The sequence below is a fragment of the Dactylosporangium maewongense genome, from assembly GCF_039531485.1.
GTDB classification, from domain to species: domain Bacteria; phylum Actinomycetota; class Actinomycetes; order Mycobacteriales; family Micromonosporaceae; genus Dactylosporangium; species Dactylosporangium maewongense.
The window spans coordinates 228,057-253,836 of record NZ_BAAAQD010000011.1 but is presented as its reverse complement, the minus strand read 5'-3'; the positions used below and the strand labels follow the sequence as shown (position 1 = coordinate 253,836).

Below are 25,780 nucleotides of genomic sequence, written 5' to 3'. Positions count from 1 at the left end.
GCACGTGCGTCACAACAGGTTCCGGTACGGGGCGTGGCGGGGCGGGCCCGACCCGCTCGCCCCGCCGTATGACGTGCGCGCCGCCGTCGATCAGGTCGGCGCCGAGGTCCTCGACGGCGGCAGCCTCCGCGACGCCCTGCGCAACCTGCTGCGCAATGGTCCCCAGGGGCCCGACGGCGGCCGCGGCCTCGACGACCTCCTCGCCAGGGCGCGGCGGCTGCGCCGGGAGGCTCTTCGACGCGGCGATCTTGATGGCGCTGTCACCCGTGCGCAACAGCTCCTCGACCAAGCGGTCGCCACCGAACGCGACGCTCTGTCAGCGGTCGATTCTGACGACGCCCGCTTCGCGGAGACACAGCTGGCCAACTTGCCGCGGTCGACATCTCGCGCAGTTGCTGAATTGTCCGAATACAACTGGACTTCGCCCGAGGCGAAGGCGCTCTACGACCAGATCCTCGACCAGCTGCGCGACGAGGTCGTCGGGCAGCGGTTCCAAGGGATGAAGGACGCCCTGCAGGACCCGGCGACGCGCGAGCGCATGCAGCAGATGCTGCAGGACCTCAACGGCCTGCTCGCCAAGCACGCCCGCGGGGAGAACACCGACGACGCGTTCGCGCAGTTCATGGCGCAGCACGGCGACTTCTTCCCCGAGCGGCCCGGATCGGTGGACGAGCTCGTCGACGCGCTCGCCCGCCGCGCCGCCGCGGGGGAGCGGCTCATGCGCTCGCTCAGCCCGCAGCAGCGCGCCGAGCTGCAGTCGCTGATGGAGCAGTCCCTCGGCAGCCTCGCCGGGGAGATGGCCGCCCTCACCGACAACCTCCGCGCGCTGCGCCCCGACCTGAACTGGGGCCGCGGCGAGCGGGTCCGCGGCGACCGCGACCTCGGCTACGGCGAGGCCGCCGGCGCCCTGGAGGAGATCGGCGACCTCGACGACCTCATCGACCAGCTCGGCCAGGAGCACCCCGGCGCCACCCTCGACGACGTCGACGTCGAGTCCGTCGAACGGCAGCTCGGCCGCTCCGCCGCCGACGACCTGCGCCGGCTGCGGGAGCTGGAGCAGCAGCTGCGCCGCCAGGGCTGGGTCACCCGCGGCGCCGACGGGCTCACGCTCAGCCCGAAGGCGCTGCGCCGGCTCGGCGGCACCGCCCTGCGGACCGTCTTCGCCGACCTCACCGCCGGCCGGCGCGGGCAGCACGACCTGCGCGACGCCGGCGCCGCGGGCGAGCTCACCGGGGCGTCCCGGCGCTGGCAGTACGGCGACGAGCAGCCGATCGACGTCGTGCGCACCATCGGCAACGCGGTGCGCCGCCAGGCCACCGGCGGCACCGCCGTCCTGCCGATCGGGCTGGACGTCGAGGACTTCGAGATCGCCGAGACCGAGCGGCGGGTGTCCGCCGCCGTCGCGCTCTGCGTCGACCTGTCCTTCTCGATGATGGCCGACGGCCGGTGGGGCCCGATGAAGCAGGCCGCGCTGGCGCTGTCCCACCTCGTCGCGACCCGCTTCCCGCAGGACGCCCTCCAGATCATCGGGTTCGGCCGGTACGCGACGAAGCTGTCCGTCGAGGAGCTGGCGGCCGTCGAGCCCGACTACGTGCAGGGCACCAACCTGCAGCACGCGCTCATGCTCGCGGGGCGGCACCTGCGCCGGCACCCGGGCTCCGACCCGGTCGTCCTCGTCGTCACCGACGGTGAGCCGACCGCGCACCTGCTCGAGGACGGCACGTCGTACTTCCGCTGGCCGTCGACCCGCGAGACGGTCACCGCGACCGTGCACGAGGTCGACCAGCTCACCCGCTACGGCGCGGTGCTCAACCTGTTCATGCTCGGCGAGGACCCCGGCCTGCGCCGCTTCGTCGATGCCGTCGCCCGGCGCAGCGGTGGGCGGGTCTTCACCCCGGACGCCGATGACCTGGGCAAATACGTCGTCTCCGACTACATCCGAGCCCGCCGGGGCCGCCGCGGGTGATCGGTGTTTCAGAAGTCGAGGGGGAGGGGTACCTGAAGAACGTCCATGCAACACCCCCTCCTCCCCGGGAGCTGAAGATGATCGTCCTCGGCCTGATCCTGTTCCTGCTCGGGCTCTTCCTGCACGTCGGCATCCTGGAAACGATCGGCATCGTGTTGCTGATCGTGGGCGCGGTGCTCTGGATCCTGGGTGCCGTCGGCCGTCCCCTCGCCGGACGCCGTCACTATTGGTGACCCTCTTACGCAACCCGATGGCCGGCGGTCCCCCCCGCCGGCCATCGCCGTTTCCGGGCACTTGCCGACTATGGCCATACGGCCCTATAGTGGAGTCGCTGGCGCCGCGACGGCCCGCCGAGTTCTCAGCGCATTCTTTCTGCCCTTACGCAAAGAATGGCGCTGACCTGCGGGCGCCCGCCGGCTTCGTTCGGATGCGAAAGGTCGGCGGCGGCCCGCAGAATTCGCTGGGATTGATCGCTATTTCCGGCGCTTCCCGCCTCTCATGATGTTGGCTTGTCACCCGGGTGAATGATCCACCCGGGGCAGCGGTCCGACGCCATGGAGGCTCGAATGCGCACCACAGGACATCGGCACAAACGCACCGGGGCAGCGGCCGACGCGGCCCTCATTCTCGCGGCGCTCGCGGCCGTCTTCGGGTTCGCGGCGCTCGCGGTGGCCTGGGGGCTGGACCCCATCCAAGTGGCCGCGCTCGTCGCGGCCGTCACCGCCGCCGCCGGGCGGCTCGTCTCCCGGGTCAGGCCCCGCCGGCCTGGTGGGACGCAGTGGGGGCCTTCCGCTGCAACGGAAGACCCCCGTCCCCAGATCGCTGAACCCTCGAGAAGGTCCGACCGGGAGCTCCACGGTCCTTACGACGGCCCGCTCGGCGGGTCGAGTGACCGTTACGTCACTGAATGCGGCGACGTTACCTCATTGTTGTCATCGCATCCAAGACCCGACAGTGTGGATGCGAATGAGGTCACGGCAGTGACGTCCGCCGATACGGTAGAAGCCGATGAGCCGGTCGGCGACGGTGGCCACCGACTGGACAGTCACACCTCCGCCGCGCGGCCAGTCCGGTCCCGACCGGCCTACTGATCGGTAGGCAATTACTCGCGACGATGTGTCGGCAATCCGGACCGCGCATGACTGGTAACCGCGCGAGCCGGATGGCAAACTGCCGCAAGTCGGGATGCGTGCCGTGCGGCTGCAAACGGACGGCGCCATGACGCTTCCCCCGACCCGCAGATCGCTGATCCAGGTGAGGCGACGCCCTACCGCCCCTCAGTAGGGCGTCCCCGCCGGAGCGAACACCCTCGAGAACTGTCGGAAAGCACCGGAACGAGAGCGAGCCCGTCCATGCTCGACGCCCGTGGCGATGACGGCCACGCACCCCACCCCACCGACGCACGACGCCGCGGCCGCCCGGTCAAACCGGTGGTCGGCTACCACCCGCCCGCCGACTTCGCCCACCGGATGCGGCGGGCCCGCGAGGCGGACGGCAACCCGTCCTACCAGGTCATGGCGCAGCGCGTGAACAGCAACCAGACGACCCTGTCGAAGGCCGACAGCGGCCTGCAGATCCCGTCCTGGGAGCACCTCGAGCTGTACCTGAAGAGCGTCAACGAGGACCCGTCCACCTTCGACGAGTGGCGCGCCGCCCGAGCGGACGCCATCAGCCGGGCGGCCCGGTTCCAGCCGGACCTCGGCGACGACGCCGACCGGCTCGCGGCGCGGCGCGCGCTCAGGTCCCTGATCGCGGCGCAGGGCGTCGACGAGCAGACCATCGGCCGGCGCCGGGCGGAGACCGAGGAGCACGGCGCGCCCGCCGAGCTGCCGGACCCCGTCCCGGCGGCGCAGCGGCTGCGCCCCCGGCCGCTGCTACCCACCCGGTGGACCGACGACGAGCTGCTGTGGCGGCTGTACCTCAGCGGCGGCACCCCGGACGCGGCCGAGCAGTGGAAGGCCCGCCTCGAGCAGCTGCCGCCCGGGCCACCGCCGTGGCGCCGCCGCGGCGTGGTCGTGCCGGCCGTCGCTGCGGCCCTGGTCGTCCTCACGGTCGCGGGCCTGTGGCTGGCCGGCGGCACCGGCGATACGCCGGCCCGCACCGGCGTCGCGGCGTCCGGCGGGCCGGCGCGCACGCCGACCCCGCCGCCACCGACCCTCACGCCCGGCGCGCCGGCCCAGGCGGAGCTCGACGCCGTCATCGCCGCGATCGACCCGGCCGAGGCGGCGGCGGGCGACCACGCGCACGTCGACGTCGTCATCACCACCTACGGGCCGCCGCCGGAGTACCTGAACACCACGAGCAACGTGAACGAGGAGCTCGACTGGTCGCCGGCGGCACCCGGCCGGGTCAGGACCTACGGCACGGGGGCGACGTCGTCGCCGGAGCCGCTGCCGCCGGGCCCGCCCGCCGGGGCGGCCGGGCCGCCGAGCGCCGACCCGGTCCAGCTGCAGCGGACCCTGGAGGGGGTGGAGCGCCCCGGCGCCGCGGCACTCCTGCGGCGGCTCGGGGAGCTGTGCGTCGCCTACCCGCTGCGCGCGCCGGAACGCATCGCGGTGCTGCGGATGCTGCGCGGCACGCCCGGCCTCGCATACCGGGGCAAGACCATCGCTGACCGGCTGGGGCTGCCCGGCAAGGCGTTCAGCGCCGACGGCCCGGACGGCGTCCGCGAGACGGTCGTGTTCGACCCCGGCACCGGCCGCCTGCTGGTGCACGAGTCCACGATCCAGCGGCAGAACGGTGTGCCGGTGACCACCCGGCAGATCGTGTACGTGCGTTCGGTGTGGGACGACCAGCCGGACTGAGCGGTGCTGCAACTTGCAGATCGGGCCGGTCGCCCCCGTGGCGGCCGGCCCTCGGTCACCGTCCGTCAGTCGCGCCGCGACGGCCCGCAGGTCGGCGAGCCCGCGACAGGACGTTACGGTCCGTACGACGATTGATAAATCGTTGAGAATTCGACGGAGGTGACGAGCAGGCAGTACGCCGGAACGTATTCATTCATGGCACAGTCTGTACACGGCCATGGTGACCACGCTCGGTGGCGAATACGGTCGCGCCAACGGCGTGCACCTGGAGCGGTCCGGGGGGATCCGCGGGTGACACGCAGTCACCGCACCGCGTCCCGGTCCGCTGAAACGTGGGGGTTCAGCCATGATCCGTGCCCTGACACTCGCCTGCTTCGCCGTCGTGGCGATCACCACGACCGCCGCGCCCGCCGCCGCGGCACCCGTCACCGCCGGCGCCGCGTCGTACCTCGCCGAACACCCCGGCGGGACGGTCGTCGGCGCCAACGAGATCAGCTACGACGGCGGCCGGTTCGTCGTCACGCTGGCGCCGCCCGCGCCGTCACCCGAGCACGTCGACGCGTACGTCGACTGCCCGTCGGGATGGTTCTGCTTCTACGACCGCGCGGACTTCGGCTACCCGCGCGGCAAGCTGTCCTCGTGCGGGTGGCAGAGCCTCGCCACGTACGGCTGGCAGGGCCGCGTCGAGTCCGCCTACTACAACCTCAGCCGGGGCAGCGTGCAGTTCTTCGACTACGGCACCGGCCTGTTCAGCGTCGGCGTCGGGTACCGGTCGATCGACTTCGTCGGCGGCGCCACGAACCGCGCCACCGACGTGTACCGCTACTGCTGACGCCGCCTGAGGCCCGGGCGCGACACACCGGGCCACCCCGGCGCTACTGCTGACGCCGCCGGAAGAGCCGGCCGAACCGTGACGGGGAGGCCGGCTTCTCCGTGCGGGCGGGCGCCGCCGGTACACCCGACACCTCACCGGCGAGGGCCAGCATGTCCGGGACCATGCCCGGCACGATCCGCACCAGCGCCGACAGCGAGTCCCTGATCGTCACCGCCCTGGTCCGCGACGCCCGCACCGCGGCCAGGAACCGGCGGCCGACCGTGTCACAGACCTCCACCCGGCACGCCGGGTCCAGCCACGCCGCGACCGTCAGCGCGAAGAGCGCCGCCTCCGTCGTCCAGTCCTCGACGCCCCACGCGAGGTCGGTCAGCAGCCGCCGCTGCGCTGCCGTGTCGCCGGGGTCGGCCGGGTTGCGCAGCTCGCCGCAGTGCAGCAGGCCGAGGCACGCGAACACCTGCGCCGACCGCTCCCACCAGCCGTCGGGCAGCTCCGCGAACCGTTCGGGCCGCGCCGGCGGGTGCACCAGCAGCGACAGCAGCTGCTCGACCGGCAGCTCGCCGAGCGGCATCGCGTGGTCGTAGGCGGCGACCGGGTGCGGCCACACCGGACCGGCGATCCCCGCCAGGAGCGCCTGGCTGGCCGCGGCGGCGGGCTCGACCGTCGGATAGGCGGTGGTCCCGTCGTACCGCCACAGCACCCGCACCTCCCGCAACGGCCGCACCAGGTCGGCGGCGGGCGCGCCCTCCACCCGCACGGTGACGCCCGGCAGCTGTCGGCGCAGCACCGCGAGGGCGCTGGGCACCTCGAGCGCCGACAGCGACATCCCGCCGTCCATCGTGCCCCGCTCGCCGGCCGGGATCCGGTGCAGCGTGTTCACGCACGCCTCGGTCGGGCCGGTGACCCGGCCGAGCCAGGGGAGCCGCTCGCACGCCTGCGCCAGGTCGGCGTGCTCGTGGCTGACGACCGGGTGCTCGCGGATGAAGTCGGCGAGGGCCACCAGGTGCCGCGCGTCACCGTCGCGCTGGAACCGCAGCCGGTGCACGGTGTGCACCGCACAGTCGTAGTCCGACCGGCGGCGCATCCCCTCCTCCAGCAGCTCGATCGCCTCGTCGACGCGGCCGGAGTCGGCGAGCCAGTTGGCCATGTCGGCGCACAGGTCGACCTCGTCCGGCGCCGCCCGCCACGCCGCGCGCATCACCTTCAGCGCCGCGTCGAGGCGGCCGTCGGCGCGCAGGGCGTACGCGTACCAGACCGACGTCAGCTTGTCCGGGTGCAGCCGGTGCCCGCGGGCGCCCCACCGGACGGCCTCCGCCGTGTCGCCGAACCGGCGGCCGAGCCCGGCCGAGGCCCCGTGCAGCAGCGCGTGGTCGGGGTGGGCGCGCAGCGACCGGCGGGCGAGGTCCAGCCACACCTCGTTGGCCTTCGCCACCGGCGGCGGCGCCGGGTCGCCGAGCCGCTGCATCACCCCGACGAAGAGCCTGGCGAGGTCGTCGGGGTCCAGGCCGGCCGGGTCGGCGGCCCGCACCCAGCTGACGTCCGCCCACGGCTGCTCCGGGTCGAACCCGGTCGCCTGCGCCAGCATCCGCAGCGCCCCGATCGGGTCGGCCTTCGCCGTCACGTGCGCCCGCGCCACGACCGTGCCGATGAACGCCGGCTCCCGCAGCGGGAACAGCTCCGCGACGTCGCCGCCGGCCCGGACGGTCAGCGCCGCGAGCAGCTCGTGCACCTCCGGCAGCCCCGGCGCCCACGCGATCGCGCCGGCGATGTGGTTGGCGGCGTGCTCGAGGTCGTCCTCGGCGAGCGCCACCCGCGCCAGGGACAGCTCGCCGTGCGCCTGCGCCACCGGGTCTTCGACATCGTCGGCCACCCGCGGAGAGTAGAGCACGCCGAACGGATGACGTCGGGCGGCGTGTGGGCAGCGTCGGTCGTCGATGCGCGGTAGCGTCGCCGCATGACCGAGGTCCGACCCATGCGCGAGCTCGCACCGCACCTGGTCTGGGAGGCGGTGCTCCTGCTCGCCGCCGGCGCCGTCGTCGCCGGCCTGCTCAACGCCAACTCCGCCGTGTTCAGCCGCGGCCAGTCGTGGGCGGGGCTCGCGATCCTGGGCTTCGCCGCCTGCGGCCTGGCCCTGTCGCTGCGCACCGCCACCCCCAACCTGGCGATCGGCTCGATCGCGGTCCTCGCCGGCTGGGTGTACGCCGACCAGGTGAACGACGGCACCTCCGTGCCGGCCGCGTTCCTGGTCGCGGTCCTCGCCGCGTTCGGCGTCGGCCTGGCGCTCGCCCTGCTCACCGGCCTCACCGCGCTGCCCGCGTGGGCGGTGACGCTCGGCGGCGGGTTCGTCGTCTCCGCGGCGCTGCTGCAGGCCACCGAGGGTCGGCTGGTCCCGGTCACCGGCGCCGCCCGCGCTTCCGGCGGCTTCGGCGCGTGGGTCGCCGTCTTCGTCGCCGGGTCGATCGCGGGCGCCGTGCTGTTCGCGCTGCCGGCCGTCCGCCGCGGCCTCTCCGCGAACCGTCCCTCGGGCGGCGAGGACCCCGCCCGCTGGCGGCCGGCGAAGCTGACCGGCGCGCTGGTCGGGGTGGCCGGCTCGGCGGCGCTCGCCGGCGTCGCGGGGGTCTTGTCGACGCGGCTGACCAGCGCGGCCGTGTTCACCGAGACGGGGCACCTGCCGTATGCGCTCGCCGCGGTGCTGCTCGGCGGGGTCAGCGTGGTCGGCCGCCGGGCGGGCGTGTTCGGCGTCGTCCTCGGTGTGTTCATCGTCGACGGGGTGCGCCGCTGGCAGCTGATCGAGGGGGCGCACGCGGCGACGACGCTGCTGACGACCGGGCTGCTCGCGGTGGTGGGGCTGCTCGCGGTCTGGCTGCTGGAGCTGGTCGGGCGCCGGCTGGCACCACTGGCGGCCGCCCCGGTGGGGAGTCCTGCCACCGGTGTCCTGCCGGTTGCTCCTGGGTTCGCGCCGCCGCTGGTGTACGACGTGAGCCCGCCCCTGTCCGGACCGCCCTCCGGGTATCCGCCGGGTCCGGCGCCGGCGGGAATCCCGGCGCAGTCGACCGGCTTTCCCGCGCCGCCGCCGCCGACCGTGGACGGTCCCGTGTTCGGGCAGCCGACGTACCCCAGCCCGCCGCCGGAGCCGCACCCGGGTGCGATCCCGCAGCCGTGGACGGTCCCCAGCATGGGCGGTCCCGCTCCGCAGGTGCCCTCGCAGCCGGCCTCGCCGCCGGTCAGCGGCCCGCCGAACTCGGACCCGCCGGCCGGCTACCCGCAGAACCCGCCGCCTGCCTGGCCCCCGCAGAACTGACGGTCACATCGACGGCTCGACCAGCGCGGGGTGCCGGGACCCGGGCGGGGCGAACCACGCCTCCTTGGCGTCGCGCACCGCCATCTCCACCCTCAGCCGCGAATAGGGCTCCATCGGCGGCAGGTCGGCCGGGTCGAACCAGCCGACCTCGAGCGACTCGTCGTCGTTGACGGTGGCGGTACCGCCGGCGACGCTGCACAGGAACGTCACATTCAGGTATTCGCACCGGTCGCCGTTGGGGTAGTGCACGGGGTGCATGGCGACGCCGAGGAGCCGCTCGACCCTCACCTCGACGCCGGTCTCCTCCCGGACCTCGCGCACGACCGCGTCGGCGGGCTGCTCGCCGGGCTCGACCACGCCGGCCAGGACCGCCCACCCGCCGGTGTCGCTGCGGCGGGCGAGCAGCAGCCGGCCGCGGTCGTCCACGACGATCCCGCTGACCCCGGGCAGGAGCAGCAGGTCGTGCCCGATGTGCGCGCGCATGGTCCGGACGTATCTAGGAACTCCCATGCGGCGAACCTACCCGGACCGTGCCCAGCACCCGTGTCACCGTCACCACGATGACGACCCGCTGCGGGTTGGGGCGGGGCGTCCTGTACCGGTCGGCGTAGCGCCGCTCGGCGTCCGCGACCGCCTCAGGGTCGGCGTCGATGACGGCGGTGCCTTCCAGGGTCGTCCAGCGACGCCCGTCGACCTGGCAGATCGCGACCCGCGGGTTGGCGCGGACGTTGCGGACCTTCTGCGACGTGCCCGACGTGATGATCCGGGCGATGCCGGTCGTCTCGTCGTAGGTGGCGCCGACGGGCGCGACGTGCGGGGTGCCGTCCCGGCGGATCGTCGTGACCGTGCACAGGTGCCGTTCGGTCCAGAACTCCTCGCTCACCTGACCGTGACCTTCCCGTCGTGCACGTCGACGTGCCGGGTCGTGTGGACCGCCGCCAGCATCCGCCGGTCGTGGGTGACCAGCAGCAGCGTGCCGGGGTACCCGTCGAGCGCGGACTCCAGCTGCTCGATCGCCGGCAGGTCCAGGTGGTTGGTCGGCTCGTCGAGCACGAGCAGGTTTACGCCGCGCCCCTGCAGCAGCGCCAGCGCCGCCCGGGTCCGCTCGCCGGGTGACAGGCTCGCCGCGGGACGCAGCACGTGGTGCGCCTTGAGGCCGAACTTCGCCAGCAGCGTCCGTACGTCGGCCGGCTGCTGGTCCGGCACGGCCTCGCAGAACGCGTCCAGCAACGGTTTCGCCCCGACGAACAGGCCGCGGGCCTGGTCGACCTCGCCGACGACGACGCCCGGCCCGAGCGCCGCGGTGCCGCTGGCCAGCGGGACGCGCTTGAGCAGCGCGGCGAGCAGCGTGGACTTGCCCGCGCCGTTCGCACCGGTGATCGCGACCCGGTCCGCCCAGTCGACCTGCAGGTCCACCGGCCCGAGCGTGAAGTCCCCGCGGGTCACGACCGCCCGGTTGAGCGTCGCGACGACCGCCCCGGCGCGCGGCGCGGCGGCGATCTCCATCCGCAGCTGCCACTCCTTGCGCGGCTCGTCCACCACCTCGAGCCGCTCGATCAGCCGGTCGGTCTGGCGGGCCTTCGACGCCTGCTTCTCCGTCGACTCGATCTTCTTGCCCTTGCTGACCTTGTCGTTGTCGGGCTGCTTGCGGCGGGCGTTCTTGACGCCCTTCTCCATCCACGCGCGCTGCATCCGGGCCCGCGCCTCGAGGTCGGCCTTCGTGTCGGAGTACTCGTCGTACGCCTCCCGGGCGCGCCGCTTCGCGATCGCCTTCTCCTCCAGGTACGCCGCGTAGCCGCCGCCGAAGAAGTTGACCTGCTGCTGGGCGAGGTCCAGCTCCAGCACGCCGGTGGCCGTGCGGGCCAGGAACTCCCGGTCGTGGCTGACGATCACGGCGCCGGCCTTGAGGCCCTGGACGAACCGTTCGAGCCGCTCCAGGCCGTCGAGGTCGAGGTCGTTGGTGGGCTCGTCCAGCAAGAAGACGTCGTACCGTGACAGCAGCAGCGACGCCATCCCGGCGCGGGCCGCCTGCCCGCCGGACAGCGCCGTCATCGGCAGGTCGAGGTCCACGGCCAGCCCGAGGTCCGCCGCGACGGCCACGACGCGCTCGTCGAGGTCGGCGCCGCCGAGCGCCAACCAGCGCTCCAACGCGTCGGAATACTCGTCCGGGTCCTGCTCGATCCGCTCCGCGGCGGCGTCCATCCGCCGCTGCGCGTCGGCGACCCCGGTGCGCCGGGCCAGGAACTGCAGCACCGTCTCACCCTCGCGGCGGTCGGGCTCCTGCGGCAGATAGCCGATGATCGCGGTCGGCGGGTTGAGCCCGAAGCCGCCCGCCTCGGTCGGCAGCAGCCCGGCGAGCGTGCGCAGCAGTGTCGACTTGCCCGCCCCGTTGGCCCCGACCAGGCCGATCACGTCGCCGGGCGCGACGACGAGATCCAGCCCGGAGAACAACGCCCGATCGCCGTGACCGGCCGCGAGCTCCTTCACCACCAGCGTGGCGCTCACCAGTTACCTCCGCAGTTTCTGTCGTACCCCGCGCATATTGTGTCTCAGTGCGCGTCACTGGGTAGGCGGGAGTAGCCTGATTTCCGGAACGCCATCGGCTCGTAACGTTTATTTGGGGGACCGCCTTGAGTTCGACGACAGGCGAAGACACGCTGACGCACCGCCAGATCATGACGATCCTCGGCGGGCTGATGATGGCGATGTTCCTGGCCGCGCTCGACCAGACCATCGTGTCCACGGCGATGCGCACCATCGCCGACGACCTGGGCGGATTCTCCATCCAGGCGTGGGCGACGACGGCGTTCCTCATCACGTCGACGATCGCGACCCCGCTCTACGGGAAGCTGTCGGACATCTACGGCCGCAAGCCGTTCATCCTCTTCGCCATCGGCATCTTCATCCTCGGCTCCGTGCTGTGCGGCATCGCCGGGACGATCTACCAGCTGGCCGCCTACCGCGCCGTGCAGGGCATCGGCGCCGGCGGCCTGTTCTCCCTCGCGTTCGCGATCATCGGCGACATCGTCCCGCCCCGGGAGCGCGCCAAGTACCAGGGCTACTTCCTGGCCGTCTTCGGCACGTCCAGCGTCCTCGGCCCGGTCCTCGGCGGCTTCTTCGCCGGCACCGACGAGATCCTCGGCGTCACCGGCTGGCGCTGGATCTTCTACATCAACGTGCCGATCGCCCTCGCCGCGTTCCTCGTCGTCATGCGTGTGCTGCACATCCCGCACCGCCGCCAGGACCACCGCATCGACTGGCCCGGCGCGGTCGCCCTCATCGTCTGCCTCGTGCCGCTGCTCACCGTTGCCGAGCAGGGCCGCGAGTGGGGCTGGGGCTCCGGGCGTTCCGTGCTCTGCTTCGCCATCGGCGCCGTCGGCCTGGCCCTGTTCCTCGTCGCCGAGTGGTCCTACAAGGACGAGGCCCTGCTGCCGCTGCGCCTGTTCCGCGGCCGCACCTTCTCCGTCGCCTCGACCAGCAGCTTCATCCTCGGCATGGCCATGTTCGGCGGACTGCTCACGCTCCCGCTCTACCTGCAGATCGTGAAGGGCGCCACGCCCACCGAGGCCGGCCTCATGCTCCTGCCGCTCGTCCTGGGCATCATGAGCGGCTCGATCATCTCCGGCCAGGTCATCGCCCGCACCGGCAAGTACCGCAAGTTCCCGATCATCGGCTCGCTGCTCATGGTCGCCGCGCTCGCCCTGTTCTCCCGCATCGGCGCCGACACCCCGCTGTGGCAGACCATGCTGGTCATGGCCCTGATGGGCCTCGGCCTCGGCGGCAACATGCAGCCCGTGATCACCGCCGCCCAGAACGCGGCGAACCCCCGCGAGATCGGCGTCGCCACCTCCACCGTCACGTTCTTCCGCTCCATGGGCGGCACCCTCGGCGCCGCCGTCTTCCTCTCCGTCCTGTTCAGCCTCCTGCCGGACAAGATCAAGGGCGCCTTCACCGCAGCCCAGACCACCCCCGAGTTCCAGGCCGCCGCCCGCGCCCACCCCGACCAGGTCCAGGCCATCCGCTCCGCCGGCACCTCGGGCAGCGCGAGCGCCTTCAACGACACCTCCTTCGTCAACCGCCTCGCCGACGCCCTCTCCCACCCCTTCAAGGTGGGCTTCTCCGACGCCATGAGTGTCGTGTTCCTGGTCGCCGCCGGCATCATGGTCGTCGGCTTCGTCGTCATCCTCTTCCTGCCCGAGATCCCCCTCCGCTCCCTGTCCGCCGCCCAGCAACGCGCCGCCGAAGACGCCGCCTCCGGCGCTCCCTCCACCACCGGCGCTCCTTCGCCCGCCCCCGGCACTCCTTCCACCGTCGCCTCGGGCACTCCTTCCGCCGTCGGCTCGGTTGCTTCGCCCTCCGCCGCCTCGGGCGCTTCTCCCACCGCGGCCTTGGATGCTCTGCCTGCCACGGACGCTGTGCCCAACGGCGCACCCGCCTCTGCCGCCCCGGGCGCCTCGCCTGCGGCCTGGGGCGCTTCGCCCGCCGCCGACGCTTCGTCGGCCGCCCCCGCCACTTCCACCTCGACTCTGTCCGGCAACGGCCGGCCAGCCGCCTCAGGCGACAGCAACGGCAACGGCTCGGGTCGCATCACCGATCTCAAGAAAGCGGCGACGGGCGCCCACGCCGCGGAGGGCATCGCCGACGCCCACCCGGATCACGCCCCCCACCATGCCGCCGGCGCCCATGAGGCCGACGGCCAGGCCGCCCACGGCGAGGTGGAGCCCCGCCACGCCCGCTGACCTGCCCGCCACCCGCTCCTGACCCCACCCGCTGCCCGCGCTGCGACCAACCACCGCCGGGCGCCGGCCGCGGTGGTTGGGCCTGGCAATGGCCGCCCGCGGGGGGGCCGTTGGTCGGCCTCGCCGTTGGTGGCGGCGGGCAGCGGTCACGGCTGTCCGCGTGGCGGTGCCCGCCGCGTCGAGCTGGCTGCGCCTGCGGCGGGTGGTCCGTGGTGGGGAGCCCTGCCGCGCCCCGCTGACCTGCCCGCCGCTCGCTCCTGACTGACCTGTTGCCCCGGGTCGCGACCCACCACCGCTGGGTAACAGCCGGGACCCTAGCCCTGGCAACGGCCCGTCCTGGGGTGGCCGTTGGTTGGCCTCGCCGTGGTGGCGGCGGGTGGGTCGTGGTCGTGTGCGTGGCGGAGTCCGAGTGGGTCTCGTTGGCTGCGGGTGGTCGCGGCTGGTCCGTGGTGGGGAGCCCTGCCGCGCCCGGCTGACCTGCTCGCCGCTCGCTCCTGACCCACTTGCTGCCCGGGCCGAGACGGACTACCTCTGGGCGGCGGCCGCGGGCCCCTGGACCCGGCGATGGCCGTCCTGGGGTGGCCGTTGGTTGGCCTCGCCGTGGCGGAGGCGGGCAGTGGTCGTGGCGGTGTCCGTGGCGGTCCGTGGCGGTGTCCGCTGCGTCGAGGTGGCTGCGCCTGCGGCGGGTGGGCGGTGGTGGGGAGCCGTGCCGCGCCCGGCTGACCTGCCCGTCGCTTGTTCCTGACCCACCTGCTGCGCGCGCCGCGCCCGCTGACCTTGCCGCCCGCTTGCTGCTCACTCGTCCGCTGGCCCCACTGCCTCCCGCTACCGCCCAGCCGCGGACGCCCGGAAAGGGCGAACGCCCGTGAGCGGCAACAGACTGGGCTCGGGTGGCGTTGGTTGGAGCGGCCCAAGGTGATTGCGCTGGCCGCTTCTGCATCACGGCATGAGCGCGACCGCTGACCTCGCCCCCGCGGGTAGCAGACGCCGTGGGCAGGATGCTGTGGGGCGGGGCCGGGGTCCGTCTGCAGCGGGCAGCGAGCCGAGGTGAAGGCGCCGGCGTGGGTGCAACGGTCGATCACACGGAGTCGGGCGATGGCATCAGCCCGGGTCGGCCAGCGAGGTCAAAGCAACCGGGTTGGGGGCCGACGCTGCGTAGCGTTGCCGATCCGCACCACCTGCATGGTCCGCATCCTGTCGCCGGTGTCCATGAGGCCGATGGCGAGACCGCTCATGGCGAGCCAGGACCGTGCCACGCCCTCCTGTCTCACTTCCCGCCCCGCTCCTCACCTCCGCCACCATCGCCAGGGCTGACCCAGTAGCCGCCCGGCCACGACAGGCATGGTGGCAGACCAGCCCAGGCCCCAGCCGAGGTGGATGGTCGAGGTGGGCATGAGCAGCCGCGACGTGAGCCGTAGCCGTTCGACGTGCGCCGTCCGACAGCCCGCGACAGACGTTGGTCAATGCCCCGGTATGTGGCCTTTGCGCAATCGACGTTGCGCGATCCACGTACAAGATGATCTCTGAAATGAGGGTGGATCGCGCAACGTCGATCTGATCTGGGCGGTGAGGCGGCGGTCGAGGGGCTGTCCACCTAGTATCCTAGGAAGCGGGAGGCGCAGAGCGCCGCGTCACACGTGTGGGACCCGCCGCGTCGGTGGTAGGGCGGACAAACGGTGCAGCGGTACACTGGCCGACTACAAGGGACCATGGAAGGGCCGGGGCGATGCAGGACGAGACGGATCCGGGGCGCGTCGCGTTTCTCGCGCGGCCGCATCGGCCGGCGCTTGTGTCCCGGACCCTTGCCGAGCTGCGGGGGCCGGTCCGCGGGGTCGTGGAATTGCCGCAGCGGTTGATGTGGAATCCGCGGCGGGACTTCGACCTGGACAAGCCTGACCTGCTGCTGTGGATGTACGAGAACGTGCTGCGGGAGGCGATCCGCGTCGAGGAGCTGCGGCGCTGGGTCAACGGGCGGCGGCTCGTCAGGGTGTGGCCCGAGCTGAACCTGCCGCGTGGGGTCCGGCTGGCGTGGGAGGCCCGCCATCAGCCACTGCGGCTGAGGTGAGCACGACCGACCCGTTCTACACCGAGGTTGCCAGGATCGCCCTTGCGGTGGGGGAGCGGCACGGGTTCGTGCTCGGGGGCGGGTTCGCGTGGCTGATGAGCGGTCTTGTGTCGCGGCCGACCGAGGACGTCGACCTGTTCACCGACACCGACGGCGGGGCCGGGCGGGCCGCGGACGCGGTGTGCCGGGCGTTGCGGGGCGCGGGGTACACGGTGCAGGAGGAGGAGGCCGATGACCTTCTCGACCTGTTCGCCGGGTTCGACCAGCGGGAGTTCACCGTCGGTGACGGCGCCAGGACGGTGCGGTTGACGCTGAGCCGGCTCGACCGGAGCGAGAGCCCGGTGATGATGGACGTGGGCCCGGTCATGCACCGTGACGACCTCATCGCCACGAAGGTGGCGGCGCTGGTGAACCGGCGGGAGGTGCGGGACTACATCGACGTGGCCGCGGCGATCCAGCACTACTCCGTGCCGCAGTTGCTCGAGCTGGCCCGGCGGCAGGACCCGGGGCTGGAGGACGAGGACGTGTCCGCCGCGGGCCGCTACCTGGACCGGCTCGACGACGGCCGGTTCGCCTACTACGGACTGGCCCTGGACCGCGTCGCCGAGCTGCGGCAACGCCTGAAGAGCTGGCCGAGATAAGCGAAACGTATTAAGCGAAACGTATAAGCGAAACGGATAAGCGAAACGTCAGGCGCGGGCCAGCGAGGCCTCGTTCGACAGCACGTCGGCGAAGCCGCGCAGCGTGCGGTCGACCTGGCGGCGGGCGGCCTGGCCCTTGCCGGTGACGTACGCGGAGCCGGTCAGCTCCATCCGTTCGCGGCCGTTGGTGCCCAGGACGCGGGTCAGCAGGACCTTGCCAACGCCGTCGACCTCCATGACGACCGGGTGGGCGCGGTGCTCGCCGAGACCGCACCGGTGACCCCGGGCGCACCATTCGGGGTGGTCGTACGGACGCATGAGGCAACCTCCAGAAGATGAGAACGCGTCAACTTCATCGACGGTACGAGCGGTTACCAGCACGTACTACGGATTGTGACGTGGGCTACCGCAGCGTCACCGGTACGAGGGAACGGCGCCGGTGAGCCGGGTCACCTGACAGGCAGGCGCCGGGAGGCACCCGCTACCGTGTGCCGGTGCCGAACCGCCGGAGGGGTTGTTGACCACCTATCAAGCGCAACGGCGATCCACGGACGTCAACCCAGAAGGCCCGCGGCGCCCGCAGGGCAAGCCGCAGGCGCCGGCCGCGGACCGGTTCCGGCCCGACATCGAGGGCCTCCGCGCCGTCGCGGTGCTGCTGGTGGTCGCCAACCACGCCGGTCTCGGGCTCGTGCACGGCGGGTACGTGGGCGTCGACGTCTTCTTCGTCATCTCCGGGTTCCTCATCACGCTGCACCTGTTCCGGGAGCTGCAGCAGACCGGGCGGATCCGGTTCGGCGCGTTCTACGGGCGGCGGATCGTACGACTGCTGCCGGCGTCGACCGTCGTCGTCATCGCCACGGTCGCGGCCGCCTGGACGTGGATGTCGCCGGTGCAGGCGAAGGCCGTGGTGTTCGACGCGCTGTCGGCGGCCGCGTACGGGATCAACGTGCGGCTGGCGGTCCTCGGCACCGACTACCTGTCCGCGGAGCTGGAGCCGTCGCCGCTGCAGCACTTCTGGTCCCTCGCGGTCGAGGAGCAGTTCTACTTCATCTGGCCGCTGCTGCTGCTCGCCGCGGCCAGCAGGACGGCGAGCCGCCGGCGGGCGGCGATCGCGCTCACGGGGCTGGGCGTGGTGTCGTTCGCGGTGTGCGTGTGGCAGACCGGGCACTCGCAGCCGTGGGCGTACTTCGGGATCCAGGCCCGCGCGTGGGAGCTGGCGGCCGGCGCGCTCATCGCCCTGGCGGCGGAGCGGCTCAAGGCCGTGCCCGGCGCGGCGGTGGCGACGTGGCTGGGTGTCGGCGCGATCGTCGCGTCCGCGGTCATGTTCGACGAGACGACGCGCTTCCCCGGCATGGCCGCGCTGCTTCCGGTCGGCGGCGCGGTGCTCGTCATCGCCGGCGGCACCGCACGACCCAGACACGGCGCGGTCGCGATCCTGGGGACCGCGCCGATGCAGGCGATCGGCAAGCTCTCCTACAGCTGGTACCTGTGGCACTGGCCCGCGCTGATGCTCGCCCCGCACGTCGCCGGCCAGGAGCTCGGCACGTGGACGAAGGCGGCGGTCGCGGCCGGCAGCCTGATCCCCGCCTGGCTGTCGCTGCGCCTGGTGGAGAACCGGGTCCGGTTCAACCCCGTGTTCAAGCGCCGCCCCGGGCGGGGGCTCGGCCTCGGTGCCACCCTCACCGCGCTGACCTTCGGTGCCGCGGCGATCTTCCTCGGGCTGCCGAACGAGGTGAAGGGTGAGGGCACCGCCCAGGACACGGCGAAGGCCCTGTCGCAGCAGCCCGCGGTCTCGGAGGCGCAGCAGCTGGCCGACGCGCGCAAGAAGCTCCTCGAGCTGATCGCGACCAGTGCGACCGTGACCGCGATGCCGCAGAACCTGACGCCGCCCGTCACCGCCGCCGCCAACGACCGCCCGGAAGGGTCGAAGGGCTGCCTCGCGTCGCTCGACGAGACGACTATCAAGACAGCCCTGAGCCAACAATGCGATAGACACGGCGACCCGCAGGGCACGGCGACGATGGTGCTGTTCGGCGACTCGCACACGGAGCAGTGGTTCGACGCCTTCGACGCGGTGGCGAAGAAGCGGCACTGGCGGCTCGTCGTGCTCACGAAGTCGGGGTGCACGCCCGCTGACGCGTACACGATCAAGATCAACGCGCGGCGGGCGTTCACGGAGTGCGCGACGTGGCGCGAGGAGGCGTTCACGAAGATCAAAGAGCTCAAGCCGGCGTTGGTACTGCTGTCGACCCGCACATACACGGACCCGCCCGTCGACAAGGCCGGCGCGCCCGCCGGGGACAAGGCGGAGGCCGACGACCTGTGGTCCGCCGCGCTGATCCGCTCCGCGAAACGCATCCAGCAGCTGGGCGCGAAGCCGGTCATCATGCAGGACACCCCGGACCCGCGCGGTACCAGCGTCCCCGACTGCGTCGCCGCCCACCCCGCCGCGATCCAGCAGTGCGCGCTGAAGGTCACCACCGCGATCTACGCGAGCCGCAGGACCGCCAACGCCGACGCTGCCAAGGCGGCCGGCTTCCCGGTCATCGACCCCACCACCTGGTTCTGCACCGACACGGTCTGCCCGGTCATCGTCGGCAACGCTCTGGTGTACCGCGACGGCAGCCACGTCACGGCCAGCTACGTCAAACTCCTCACCCCGCTGCTCCAGGCGGAGCTGCCGAAGTAGCATCGGGCCGATTCGCTGATCCGAGGGGGCGGGAGGTCGGGGCGTGGAGCTGGCGGACGCCGGCTGCGCGCCGCCGCGGCCGACCTGTCCCAGGTGCGGGACCTGCGGGCCTGGCTGGTCACCGTGGCCGCCCGGACGTCCTACAACGTGCTGAAGTCGGCGCGCGTCCGGCGCGAGTCGTATGTCGGGCCCTGGCTGCCCGAACCGCTGCTGACCGGGCCCGACGCCGCCGCTGCGGTGCTCATGGACGAGTCGGTGAGCACCGCGCTGCTGGTGGTCATGGAGACGCTCACGCCCGCCGAACGCGTCGCGCTGGTGCTGCACGATGTCTTCGACGTTCCGTTCGGCCGGATCGCCGGGGTGCTCGGCAGCACGCCCGCCGCCGGCCGCAAGCTCGCGTCCCGGGCACGGGCCCGGGTCGCCGCGGTCCAGGAACGGCCCCGGGTGTCCAGGGCCGAGACCGAACGCGTGCTCAAGGCGTTCAAGGCGGCAGCCGACGCGGGGGACATCGCCGAGCTCGTCCAGCTGCTGGATCCCGGGGCCGTCCATGTCGCCGACGGCGGCGGCAAGGTGACCGCCGCGCGCAGGCCGGTCCGGGGCGCCGAGACGATCGCCCTGCTGGCGGTCAGGCAGATCGAGATCAGGCGCCCCGACACGTTCCAGATCGTCGAGGTGAACGGATCGCCGGCCCTGGCGACCTTCTGCGGCGACGTGCTGGTCTGGCTCGACACCGTGGAGATCGCCGACGGACGGATCACGACGTGGCGCAGACTGGCCAATCCCGAGAAGCTCGGTCACATCTGAACCCGCTGCGTGGGGAGATCGAGGCGGCGCTGGACGAGCTGGGCGTCGAACGCCGCCTCGGGACGACGGTGACGGAGATCGGCGATGGATACGCCGTCCTCTCCGACGGCACCAAGGTCGAGGCGGACGCGGTGGTCTGGTGCGCGGGGATCACGGCCAGCGAGCTCACCCGGCAGATCTCCGGCGACGTCGACGATCTCGGCCGGGTGCCGGTGGACCGGCAGCTGCGCGCCCTTCCCGAGGTGTTCGTGGCCGGGGACACGGCCGCGGCGGCGTTCGACGCCGAGCACACGGTCATGCAGGCCTGCCAGCACGCCACCCCGTTGGGCAAGGTCGCCGGGTACAACGCCGCGGCCGACCTGCTCGGCGTGCCGTTGCGCGACTTCACCCCCGGCCCGTACGTCACCTGCCTGGACCTGGGCGGTGCCGGCGCGGTCTTCACCCGGGGCTGGGACCGCAGGGTGATGGCCTCGGGCGCCGCCGGCAAGGAGGTCAAGCAGCGGATCAACCAGCACATCCACCCGCCGGTCGACGACGCCGCGAAGATCCTCGCGGCCGCCGACCGCGTCCACATCGAGCTGCCGTTCTTCCCGCGCGACGAGTAGAACGTGGCGGGATCAGTGGGTGTTCTCGTGCTTCCACAGGTCGATGAGGCCGCGGAAGTGGGCGATGAACCGGTCGTGCTCGTGCGGCGGGTACGTGGCGCGCACCGTCGACACGAGCAGGTCGTCGAAGTCGGGGGACGCGACCCACTCGGCGACCAGCGCCGGCACGTGCGGCAGTGCGGTGTCGCAGAACTCGCGGTAGTCGTCGACGGCGAGGTAGTCGTCGGCGATGCGGCGGTACGCCGTGAGCTTGTCGCGGTAGCCGAGCGACGCGTCGTCGGCGACGGTGAAGTAGCGGGCCGTGTCGAGGTCCAGGCCGGGGCGCCGGCCGGTGACGACGCAGAACGCGGACCAGCGCACGAGCGCCGTCATCGCCCACGGGAAGTAGTAGTGCAGGCTGGTGAGGGCGACGTCCGGGCACGCGTTCGCGTAGTCGATCGGGTACACGACGCCGTCGCGGACGAGGGACTCGCACGAGTTGAACTCCCAGCGGAAGAACGCGTTGACGAGCCGGGAGATCGTGACGACCTCGTCGCCGACCGTCGCGTCGAGGAAGTCGTGCTCGACCGCGTACCGCTCGTGCATCGGCAGCTCCGGCCGGAACTTCATCACCATCGTCTCCGGGCCGATCGTCAGGGAGCGGGTGAAGACCTCGTACCCCTCGATCGACTGCTGCAGGTGCATGAGGCGCTCACCGGACTGGTCGTAGGCGGTGTGCAGCGCGGTGGAGTCGGCGATCCGGGACACCCCGACCCAGGCGCCGCCGTCGTAGGGCTTCATGAACAGCGGGTAGCCGATGCGGTCGGCGACCGCGTCGAGGTCGAACGGCTGGTTGTAGCGTTCGGCGGTGTACGCCCACTTCGCGTGGTCGACCGGGTTCTTGTAGGGCACGAGGACCGTCTCCGGCACGTGCAGCCCGAGGCGCATCATCGCGCAGTACGCGGCGTGCTTCTCCATCGACTGGAACGTGAACGGGCTGTTGAGCAGGTACACGTCGTCCATCAGCGCGATCTTCTTCAGCCACTCCCGGGGGTGGTAGTACCAGTACGCGAGACGGTCGATCACGAGGTCGTGGGTGGGCCGGTCGCGCAGGTTGAACGGCTCGATGCTCACCCGCGCGGTCCGCAGCCGATGGTCGGTGCCGTCACGGCCGCGGATCGGGCCGATCCGGCCGATCAGCGTCTCGAACGCGCGGGGCCAGTCCTGCTCCGTGCCGAGCAGCAGGCCGATGAGATGGTCCATCCGTGAACTCCCGTCCATCCGTGAACTGCCGCAGCAGTGGTGGCAGGTGCGGGCCGAGCGCGTCGCGCCAGGTCGTCATCGAGTGACCGCCGGGCACCTCGATCAGCGGCACGCCCAGCCGCCGCGCCATGGCCCGGTTGTTGTGCAGGTTCTCCTCGTCCCGCCCGCACGTCAGCACCGTCTCCGCCGCGGTCGGCGCGGCGACGTCGACGAAGTCCAGGATCCGCCGGTACCGCGGAAACCCCGACTCCTGAGGGTCCAGCTCGGCGGTGAAGAAGCTCCCCGACTGCAGGAACAGCCCGGCGAAGGTGCCGGGCCGGTGATGCTCCGCGTGCAGCAGCGCGAGGGCGCCGAGGCTGGCGCCGAGCCCGACGCGCGGGCCGGCCGGCAGCCGCGGGAGCACCCGGTCGACGAGGGCGTCGGCGTAGGCGGGGTTCGCGGAGTACCACTCGTTGCGGTCGCCGGGGGACAGCAGCGCGACGTGCGTGCCGCGGGCGAGGGTGGACAGGGCGGCGCCGTCCTCGTAGGCGGGTCCGTCGTGCGCGACGAGGACCACGGGCGCGCCGCCGGCCGGCGACACCACCCGGACCTCCAGGGTGCCGCCCAGCACCGGCACGCACAACGCGGTCACTCACGCACCATAGGGCAGGTGCCCGCCGGACGCAGGGCTCACGGGCTTGACGTCCGGCGGGGTGTCGGGCATGACGATCCACAGGATCGGGTACGCGAGGACCGCGGTCCCGCCGGTGAGCAGGACGGCGAGCAGGAACACGGCGCGGGCCATGGTCGGGTCGACGCCGAAGTACTCGGCGAGGCCACCGATGACCCCGGCGAGGGTACGGTCGGCGCGGGAACGGCGGAGGCGCTTGATCTCGGTCATGTGCTCAAGGTTGCCCGCCGGAGCCGCCCGGCGACCTCGGGTGAGGCCCTGAACGATCCCTGAGACGCCACCCCGAGCGGGTGACCGCCTCCTCTACGATCGCAGTCGTGGACGTCGATGATCGGGTGCGCCAGGCGTTCGCGGCGGGGGAGCGGCTGAGCCTCGGCGGCGCGGAGGTCGACGCCGCGCTGCTCGTGGAGCTGCTCACGGCGGAGCCGCCGAGCCGGCGCGCGGCGCTGCGACTGCACGCGGCGAAGGTCACCGGCCGGCTGGTGCTGTCGTTCGCCGAGGTGACCTGCCCGCTGCTGGTCCAGGAGAGCGAGTTCGCCGAGGCGCCGGACCTGTACTGGGCGCGGCTGGCGTTCACCGGCTTCCGCGACACCACGATGCCGGGCCTGCAGGCCGCCGGCGTGACGATCGCCGGGCACCTGCGGATGTCGGGCGTCCGCAGCACCGACATGATCAACCTGAGGGACGCGAAGATCGCCGGTGGGCTGCTGCTGGAGCGGGCGCGGCTCAGCGCCCCGGGCGGCACCGTCCTGTCCGCGGAGCGCAGCCAGATCGGCGGGGACCTCGTCGCCGAGGAGGGCTTCCGCGCCGACGGCACGATCCAGCTCTTCCAGGCCACCGTCACCGGCGGCGTGCACCTCGACGGCGCCACGATCGTCGCGCCCGCCGCCGCGGCCACGCCGCCGGACAGCCGGGCGGCCGCCTCCCGGTTCGGCGGGCGGAAGGGCCTGGACCTGGACAGCGCCACCGTCACCGGCGGCGTGTTCCTGCGCCGCGCCGACGTCGAGGGCGAGGTGAGCCTGCGCCACTGCACGGTCGGCGGGGTCGCCACATTCTCCGGCGCCACCCTGCGCAACCCCGGCGGTGTCGCGGTACGGCTGGACCGGGCCGACGTCGGCGGCGGCGTCCACCTGCTCGGCGGCGTCAAGGTCGACGGCGAGACCCGCCTCGTCGGCGCCCGGGTCGGCCGGGGCCTGCGGATGGCCGGCGCGTCCCTGAGCAACCCCGGCGGGCTCGCCCTGCGCGCCGACAGCTGCACCGTCGAGGGGCCGGTCGAGGGCCGGGAAGGGTTCACCGCGACCGGCGGGGTGTCGCTCGTCGAGGCGCGGGTCGGCGGGGCGGTGTTCCTCGAGGGCGCCCGCCTCGACAACCCGGACGGCACCTCGCTGCGCGCGACTGGGATCGTCACCGGGTCGCTGATGAACTGCTGCACCGGCTTCACCGCGACCGGGCGGGTCTCGATGAGCGCGGCGCGGATCGGCGGCAAGCTGTGCCTGCAGGAGGCGCACCTGGCGGCGCTGAAGTGCACCGGCGCGGAGGCCGGCGAGGTCGACCTGCGCTTCGCCGCCCCGCCGACCGGCCCGGTCGACCTGCGCTACGTGCGGGCCTCCCTGGTCCGCGACGACCCCGCCACGTGGCCCGCCGACCTGCGGCTGGACGGCCTCACGTACCAGACGCTGGACCCGCTGCTGGAGCCGCGGCGGCGCCTGGACTGGCTCGCCAGGACCGCGGACGGCCTGCCGCCGCAGCCCTACGAGCAGCTCGCCGCCGTCTACCGGCAGCTCGGCCACGACGACGACGCCCGCACCGTCCTGCTCGCCAAGCAGCGCCGCCGCCGGGCGACCCGGCCGTGGTGGACGCGGTCCTGGGGCTGGCTGCAGGACGTGACCGTCGGCTACGGGTACCGGCCGCAGCGCGCCGCGGGCTGGCTGCTGGCGCTGCTCGTCGCCGGCACGACCGTGTTCGCCACCTGGCGGCCGGCGCCGGTCGATCCCGGTCAGGCGCCGGAGCTCCACCCGCTGGTCTACACCCTGGACCTGCTCCTGCCGATCATCGATTTCGGACAGGAGTCGGCGTTCCGGCCGACGGGTGCCGGGCAGTGGCTGGCGTTCGGCCTCATCGCCGCCGGCTGGACCCTCGCGACCACGGTCGCCGCCGGGTTCACGAGGGTCCTGAGCCGCAACTGACCGCCGGGACCGAGGCCGCGATCGGGACGACCGGGCTACCGGGCGTCCTGGCGGGGGATGAGGACCTCGCGGACGATGAGCTGGATCGCGGCGACGACCGGGATCGCGATCAGCGCGCCGACGACACCCATGAGGGCCACGCCGAGCAGCACCGACAGGATCGCGGCGAGGTCGCTGACCTTCACCGCCCTTCGCATCACCGTCGGGTAGATCAGGTAGTTCTCCACCTGCTGGTAGATGACGAAGAAGATGACGCAGGCGATGCCCGCCGGGATGCTGGTGGCGAACCCGACGATGCTGACCACGACCGCGCCGAGGGTGGCGCCGATCTGCGGGATGAGGTCGGTGATCGCGACCAGGACCGCCAGGGCGTAGGAGTACTTGATGTCGAGGATCAGCAGGAACACGAACGACGAGATGCCGGCGATGACCGCGATCGCGAGCGCGCCGCCGAGGTAGGCGCCGACCTTCATGAGGATCTCGTCGCCGAGCAGCGCGACCCGCGAGCGGCGGGAGGCGGGGACGAGCTTGTAGCCGCCCTCCTTCAGCCGGTTGAACGCGGCCATGAAGTACAGCGTCAGCACGACCACGGTCACGATGTTGAACAGGGCGCCGAAGACGACCTGCGCGCCGCCCCAGACCCCGCCGAGCGCCTTGGTGACGTTGCCGGCGGTCGCCACCGCCTTCAGCTGGTCGAGCAGCTTGTAGTCCTCGTTGAGCTTGTTGAGCTGGTCCTGGTGACGCAGGTTGTCGATGTAGGTCGGCAGGTTCTCGACCAGCGCCCCGGTCTGCGTCACCAGCGGCGGGATCAGCGCGAGCAGGCCGCCGCACAGCAGCAGCATCGCGCCGATGCCGACGGTCGCGACGGCGAGGACCCGGGGCACGCCCCAGCGGGTGAGGCGGACGACGGCGGGGTTGAGCCCGATCGCCAGGAACATCGCGATGAAGATGAGCACCAGGATCGACCGGACCTGGTCGACCGCCTGGTACAGGCTGTACGCCAGGAGCAGCCCGAGGCCGCCGAACAGGCCGATGAGCAGCGGCGAGCGCCGCATCGGCGGGCCGGGCGTGCCGAACCGCGGCGGCGGCACGACGATGATGACGTCCTCGTCCGCGACCGGCGGGTCCCCAGGGGTCTCCTCTTCAGGTAGTTCTTCGAGGTCCTGATCGACCGACATCCCGGGCTCCCGCTGCAGACGATGAAAGAAACGACCTTGGGGCAGGGTACCGGGTGAC

21 protein-coding genes are annotated in these 25,780 nt (G+C 72.7%); 12 read left to right on the top strand and 9 right to left on the bottom strand.

Translation table 11 applies throughout. The features are described 5' to 3' along the window. The first annotated feature begins 4 nt into the window (after positions 1–4). From ABD332_RS27570 to ABD332_RS27555, 4 genes are all read left to right on the top strand, one after another. Positions 5–1,966: a vWA domain-containing protein gene (locus ABD332_RS27570; RefSeq protein ID WP_344505058.1), complete on the top strand. Its 1,962-nt coding sequence runs from the start codon at positions 5–7 to the stop codon at positions 1,964–1,966. A gap of 77 nt (positions 1,967–2,043) precedes the next feature. Then, positions 2,044–2,199, top strand: a complete 156-nt coding sequence (locus ABD332_RS27565; protein WP_203853177.1) for a DUF6131 family protein — start codon at positions 2,044–2,046, stop codon at positions 2,197–2,199. Positions 2,200–3,318: 1,119 nt separating this feature from the next. Next, positions 3,319–4,770, top strand: coding sequence for a hypothetical protein (locus tag ABD332_RS27560; protein ID WP_344505056.1), 1,452 nt, complete (start codon positions 3,319–3,321; stop codon positions 4,768–4,770). A gap of 346 nt (positions 4,771–5,116) precedes the next feature. Continuing rightward, positions 5,117–5,602, top strand: a complete 486-nt coding sequence (locus ABD332_RS27555) for a peptidase inhibitor family I36 protein (protein WP_344505055.1) — start codon at positions 5,117–5,119, stop codon at positions 5,600–5,602. Positions 5,603–5,645: 43 nt separating this feature from the next. Here ABD332_RS27555 and ABD332_RS27550 read toward each other — a convergent pair whose 3' ends face one another. After that, entirely contained in the window at positions 5,646–7,472 is a 1,827-nt protein-coding gene (locus tag ABD332_RS27550; protein WP_344505054.1) for a tetratricopeptide repeat protein, read from the bottom strand. Between the two features lie 84 nt (positions 7,473–7,556). Here ABD332_RS27550 and ABD332_RS27545 point away from each other — a divergent pair, with 84 nt between their 5' ends. Beyond that, entirely contained in the window at positions 7,557–8,903 is a 1,347-nt protein-coding gene (locus tag ABD332_RS27545) for a hypothetical protein (RefSeq protein ID WP_344505053.1), read from the top strand. A 3-nt stretch (positions 8,904–8,906) separates the two neighbouring features. Here the strand turns inward: ABD332_RS27545 and ABD332_RS27540 are convergent, their stop codons facing one another. Genes ABD332_RS27540 through ABD332_RS27530 form a run of 3 tightly spaced genes read right to left on the bottom strand, consistent with a single transcriptional unit; the run spans position 8,907 to position 11,408 of the window. Continuing rightward, positions 8,907–9,413, bottom strand: coding sequence for an NUDIX hydrolase (locus tag ABD332_RS27540; RefSeq protein ID WP_344505052.1), 507 nt, complete (start codon positions 9,411–9,413; stop codon positions 8,907–8,909). Further along, the gene (locus ABD332_RS27535; RefSeq protein WP_344505051.1) at positions 9,400–9,786 is read right to left on the bottom strand and encodes a PPOX class F420-dependent oxidoreductase; all 387 of its coding nucleotides are present in this window, start codon (positions 9,784–9,786) and stop codon (positions 9,400–9,402) included. The genes ABD332_RS27540 and ABD332_RS27535 overlap by 14 nt, the downstream gene beginning before the upstream one ends. Beyond that, positions 9,783–11,408 carry an ABC-F family ATP-binding cassette domain-containing protein gene (locus ABD332_RS27530; protein ID WP_344505050.1) on the bottom strand — a complete coding sequence of 542 codons (1,626 nt, stop codon included), beginning with the start codon at positions 11,406–11,408 and terminating at the stop codon, positions 9,783–9,785. The genes ABD332_RS27535 and ABD332_RS27530 overlap by 4 nt, the downstream gene beginning before the upstream one ends. A gap of 125 nt (positions 11,409–11,533) precedes the next feature. Between ABD332_RS27530 and ABD332_RS27525 the strand changes: the two genes are divergently transcribed. The 3 genes from ABD332_RS27525 (at position 11,534) to ABD332_RS27515 (ending at position 16,348) form a co-directional block, all read left to right on the top strand. Further along, complete coding sequence (locus tag ABD332_RS27525) at positions 11,534–13,642, top strand: MDR family MFS transporter (RefSeq protein WP_344505049.1); 2,109 nt, start codon at positions 11,534–11,536, stop codon at positions 13,640–13,642. Between the two features lie 1,726 nt (positions 13,643–15,368). Next, entirely contained in the window at positions 15,369–15,707 is a 339-nt protein-coding gene (locus ABD332_RS27520) for a hypothetical protein (RefSeq protein WP_344505048.1), read from the top strand. Continuing rightward, the gene (locus tag ABD332_RS27515; RefSeq protein ID WP_344505047.1) at positions 15,704–16,348 is read left to right on the top strand and encodes a nucleotidyl transferase AbiEii/AbiGii toxin family protein; all 645 of its coding nucleotides are present in this window, start codon (positions 15,704–15,706) and stop codon (positions 16,346–16,348) included. The genes ABD332_RS27520 and ABD332_RS27515 overlap by 4 nt, the downstream gene beginning before the upstream one ends. A gap of 48 nt (positions 16,349–16,396) precedes the next feature. Here the strand turns inward: ABD332_RS27515 and ABD332_RS27510 are convergent, their stop codons facing one another. Beyond that, complete coding sequence (locus ABD332_RS27510; RefSeq protein WP_344505046.1) at positions 16,397–16,666, bottom strand: hypothetical protein; 270 nt, start codon at positions 16,664–16,666, stop codon at positions 16,397–16,399. A gap of 199 nt (positions 16,667–16,865) precedes the next feature. Here ABD332_RS27510 and ABD332_RS27505 point away from each other — a divergent pair, with 199 nt between their 5' ends. The 3 genes from ABD332_RS27505 to ABD332_RS27495 all read left to right on the top strand — a co-directional run bounded on the left by ABD332_RS27505 (position 16,866) and on the right by ABD332_RS27495 (position 20,446). Beyond that, on the top strand, positions 16,866–19,037 hold the full coding sequence (locus ABD332_RS27505; protein WP_344505044.1) for an acyltransferase family protein: 2,172 nt from the start codon (positions 16,866–16,868) through the stop codon (positions 19,035–19,037). A 93-nt stretch (positions 19,038–19,130) separates the two neighbouring features. Further along, positions 19,131–19,841 carry a sigma factor-like helix-turn-helix DNA-binding protein gene (locus tag ABD332_RS27500; RefSeq protein WP_344505043.1) on the top strand — a complete coding sequence of 237 codons (711 nt, stop codon included), beginning with the start codon at positions 19,131–19,133 and terminating at the stop codon, positions 19,839–19,841. After that, positions 19,799–20,446: an FAD-dependent oxidoreductase gene (locus ABD332_RS27495; RefSeq protein ID WP_344505042.1), complete on the top strand. Its 648-nt coding sequence runs from the start codon at positions 19,799–19,801 to the stop codon at positions 20,444–20,446. Before ABD332_RS27500 ends, ABD332_RS27495 begins: the two co-directional genes overlap by 43 nt. 12 nt (positions 20,447–20,458) lie before the next feature. Here ABD332_RS27495 and ABD332_RS27490 read toward each other — a convergent pair whose 3' ends face one another. From ABD332_RS27490 to ABD332_RS27480, 3 genes are read right to left on the bottom strand one after another with little or no spacing between them, the layout of a single operon-like run. Then, entirely contained in the window at positions 20,459–21,688 is a 1,230-nt protein-coding gene (locus ABD332_RS27490; RefSeq protein ID WP_344505041.1) for an ATP-grasp domain-containing protein, read from the bottom strand. Continuing rightward, positions 21,591–22,319, bottom strand: a complete 729-nt coding sequence (locus ABD332_RS27485; RefSeq protein WP_344505039.1) for an alpha/beta hydrolase — start codon at positions 22,317–22,319, stop codon at positions 21,591–21,593. The genes ABD332_RS27490 and ABD332_RS27485 overlap by 98 nt, the downstream gene beginning before the upstream one ends. After that, positions 22,320–22,568 carry a PspC domain-containing protein gene (locus ABD332_RS27480; RefSeq protein WP_344505038.1) on the bottom strand — a complete coding sequence of 83 codons (249 nt, stop codon included), beginning with the start codon at positions 22,566–22,568 and terminating at the stop codon, positions 22,320–22,322. Between the two features lie 107 nt (positions 22,569–22,675). On the opposite strand from ABD332_RS27480, the gene ABD332_RS27475 reads away from it, so the two are divergent. After that, on the top strand, positions 22,676–24,544 hold the full coding sequence (locus ABD332_RS27475; RefSeq protein WP_344505037.1) for a hypothetical protein: 1,869 nt from the start codon (positions 22,676–22,678) through the stop codon (positions 24,542–24,544). Positions 24,545–24,579: 35 nt separating this feature from the next. Here the strand turns inward: ABD332_RS27475 and ABD332_RS27470 are convergent, their stop codons facing one another. Further along, positions 24,580–25,722, bottom strand: coding sequence for an AI-2E family transporter (locus tag ABD332_RS27470; protein WP_344505036.1), 1,143 nt, complete (start codon positions 25,720–25,722; stop codon positions 24,580–24,582). Positions 25,723–25,780 lie beyond the last annotated feature (58 nt).

Excerpts from the sequence above, each read along its gene's own strand:
- ABD332_RS27520 (WP_344505048.1), top strand. The coding sequence starts at position 15,369 with ATGCAGGACGAGACGGATCCGGGGCGCGTCGCGTTTCTCGCGCGGCCG.
- ABD332_RS27510 (WP_344505046.1), bottom strand. The coding sequence starts at position 16,666 with ATGCGTCCGTACGACCACCCCGAATGGTGCGCCCGGGGTCACCGGTGC.
- ABD332_RS27470 (WP_344505036.1), bottom strand. The coding sequence starts at position 25,722 with ATGTCGGTCGATCAGGACCTCGAAGAACTACCTGAAGAGGAGACCCCT.
- ABD332_RS27565 (WP_203853177.1), top strand. The coding sequence starts at position 2,044 with ATGATCGTCCTCGGCCTGATCCTGTTCCTGCTCGGGCTCTTCCTGCAC.
- ABD332_RS27540 (WP_344505052.1), bottom strand. The coding sequence starts at position 9,413 with ATGGGAGTTCCTAGATACGTCCGGACCATGCGCGCGCACATCGGGCAC.
- ABD332_RS27560 (WP_344505056.1), top strand. The coding sequence starts at position 3,319 with ATGCTCGACGCCCGTGGCGATGACGGCCACGCACCCCACCCCACCGAC.
- ABD332_RS27490 (WP_344505041.1), bottom strand. The coding sequence starts at position 21,688 with ATGGACCATCTCATCGGCCTGCTGCTCGGCACGGAGCAGGACTGGCCC.
- ABD332_RS27555 (WP_344505055.1), top strand. The coding sequence starts at position 5,117 with ATGATCCGTGCCCTGACACTCGCCTGCTTCGCCGTCGTGGCGATCACC.
- ABD332_RS27480 (WP_344505038.1), bottom strand. The coding sequence starts at position 22,568 with ATGACCGAGATCAAGCGCCTCCGCCGTTCCCGCGCCGACCGTACCCTC.
- ABD332_RS27545 (WP_344505053.1), top strand. The coding sequence starts at position 7,557 with ATGACCGAGGTCCGACCCATGCGCGAGCTCGCACCGCACCTGGTCTGG.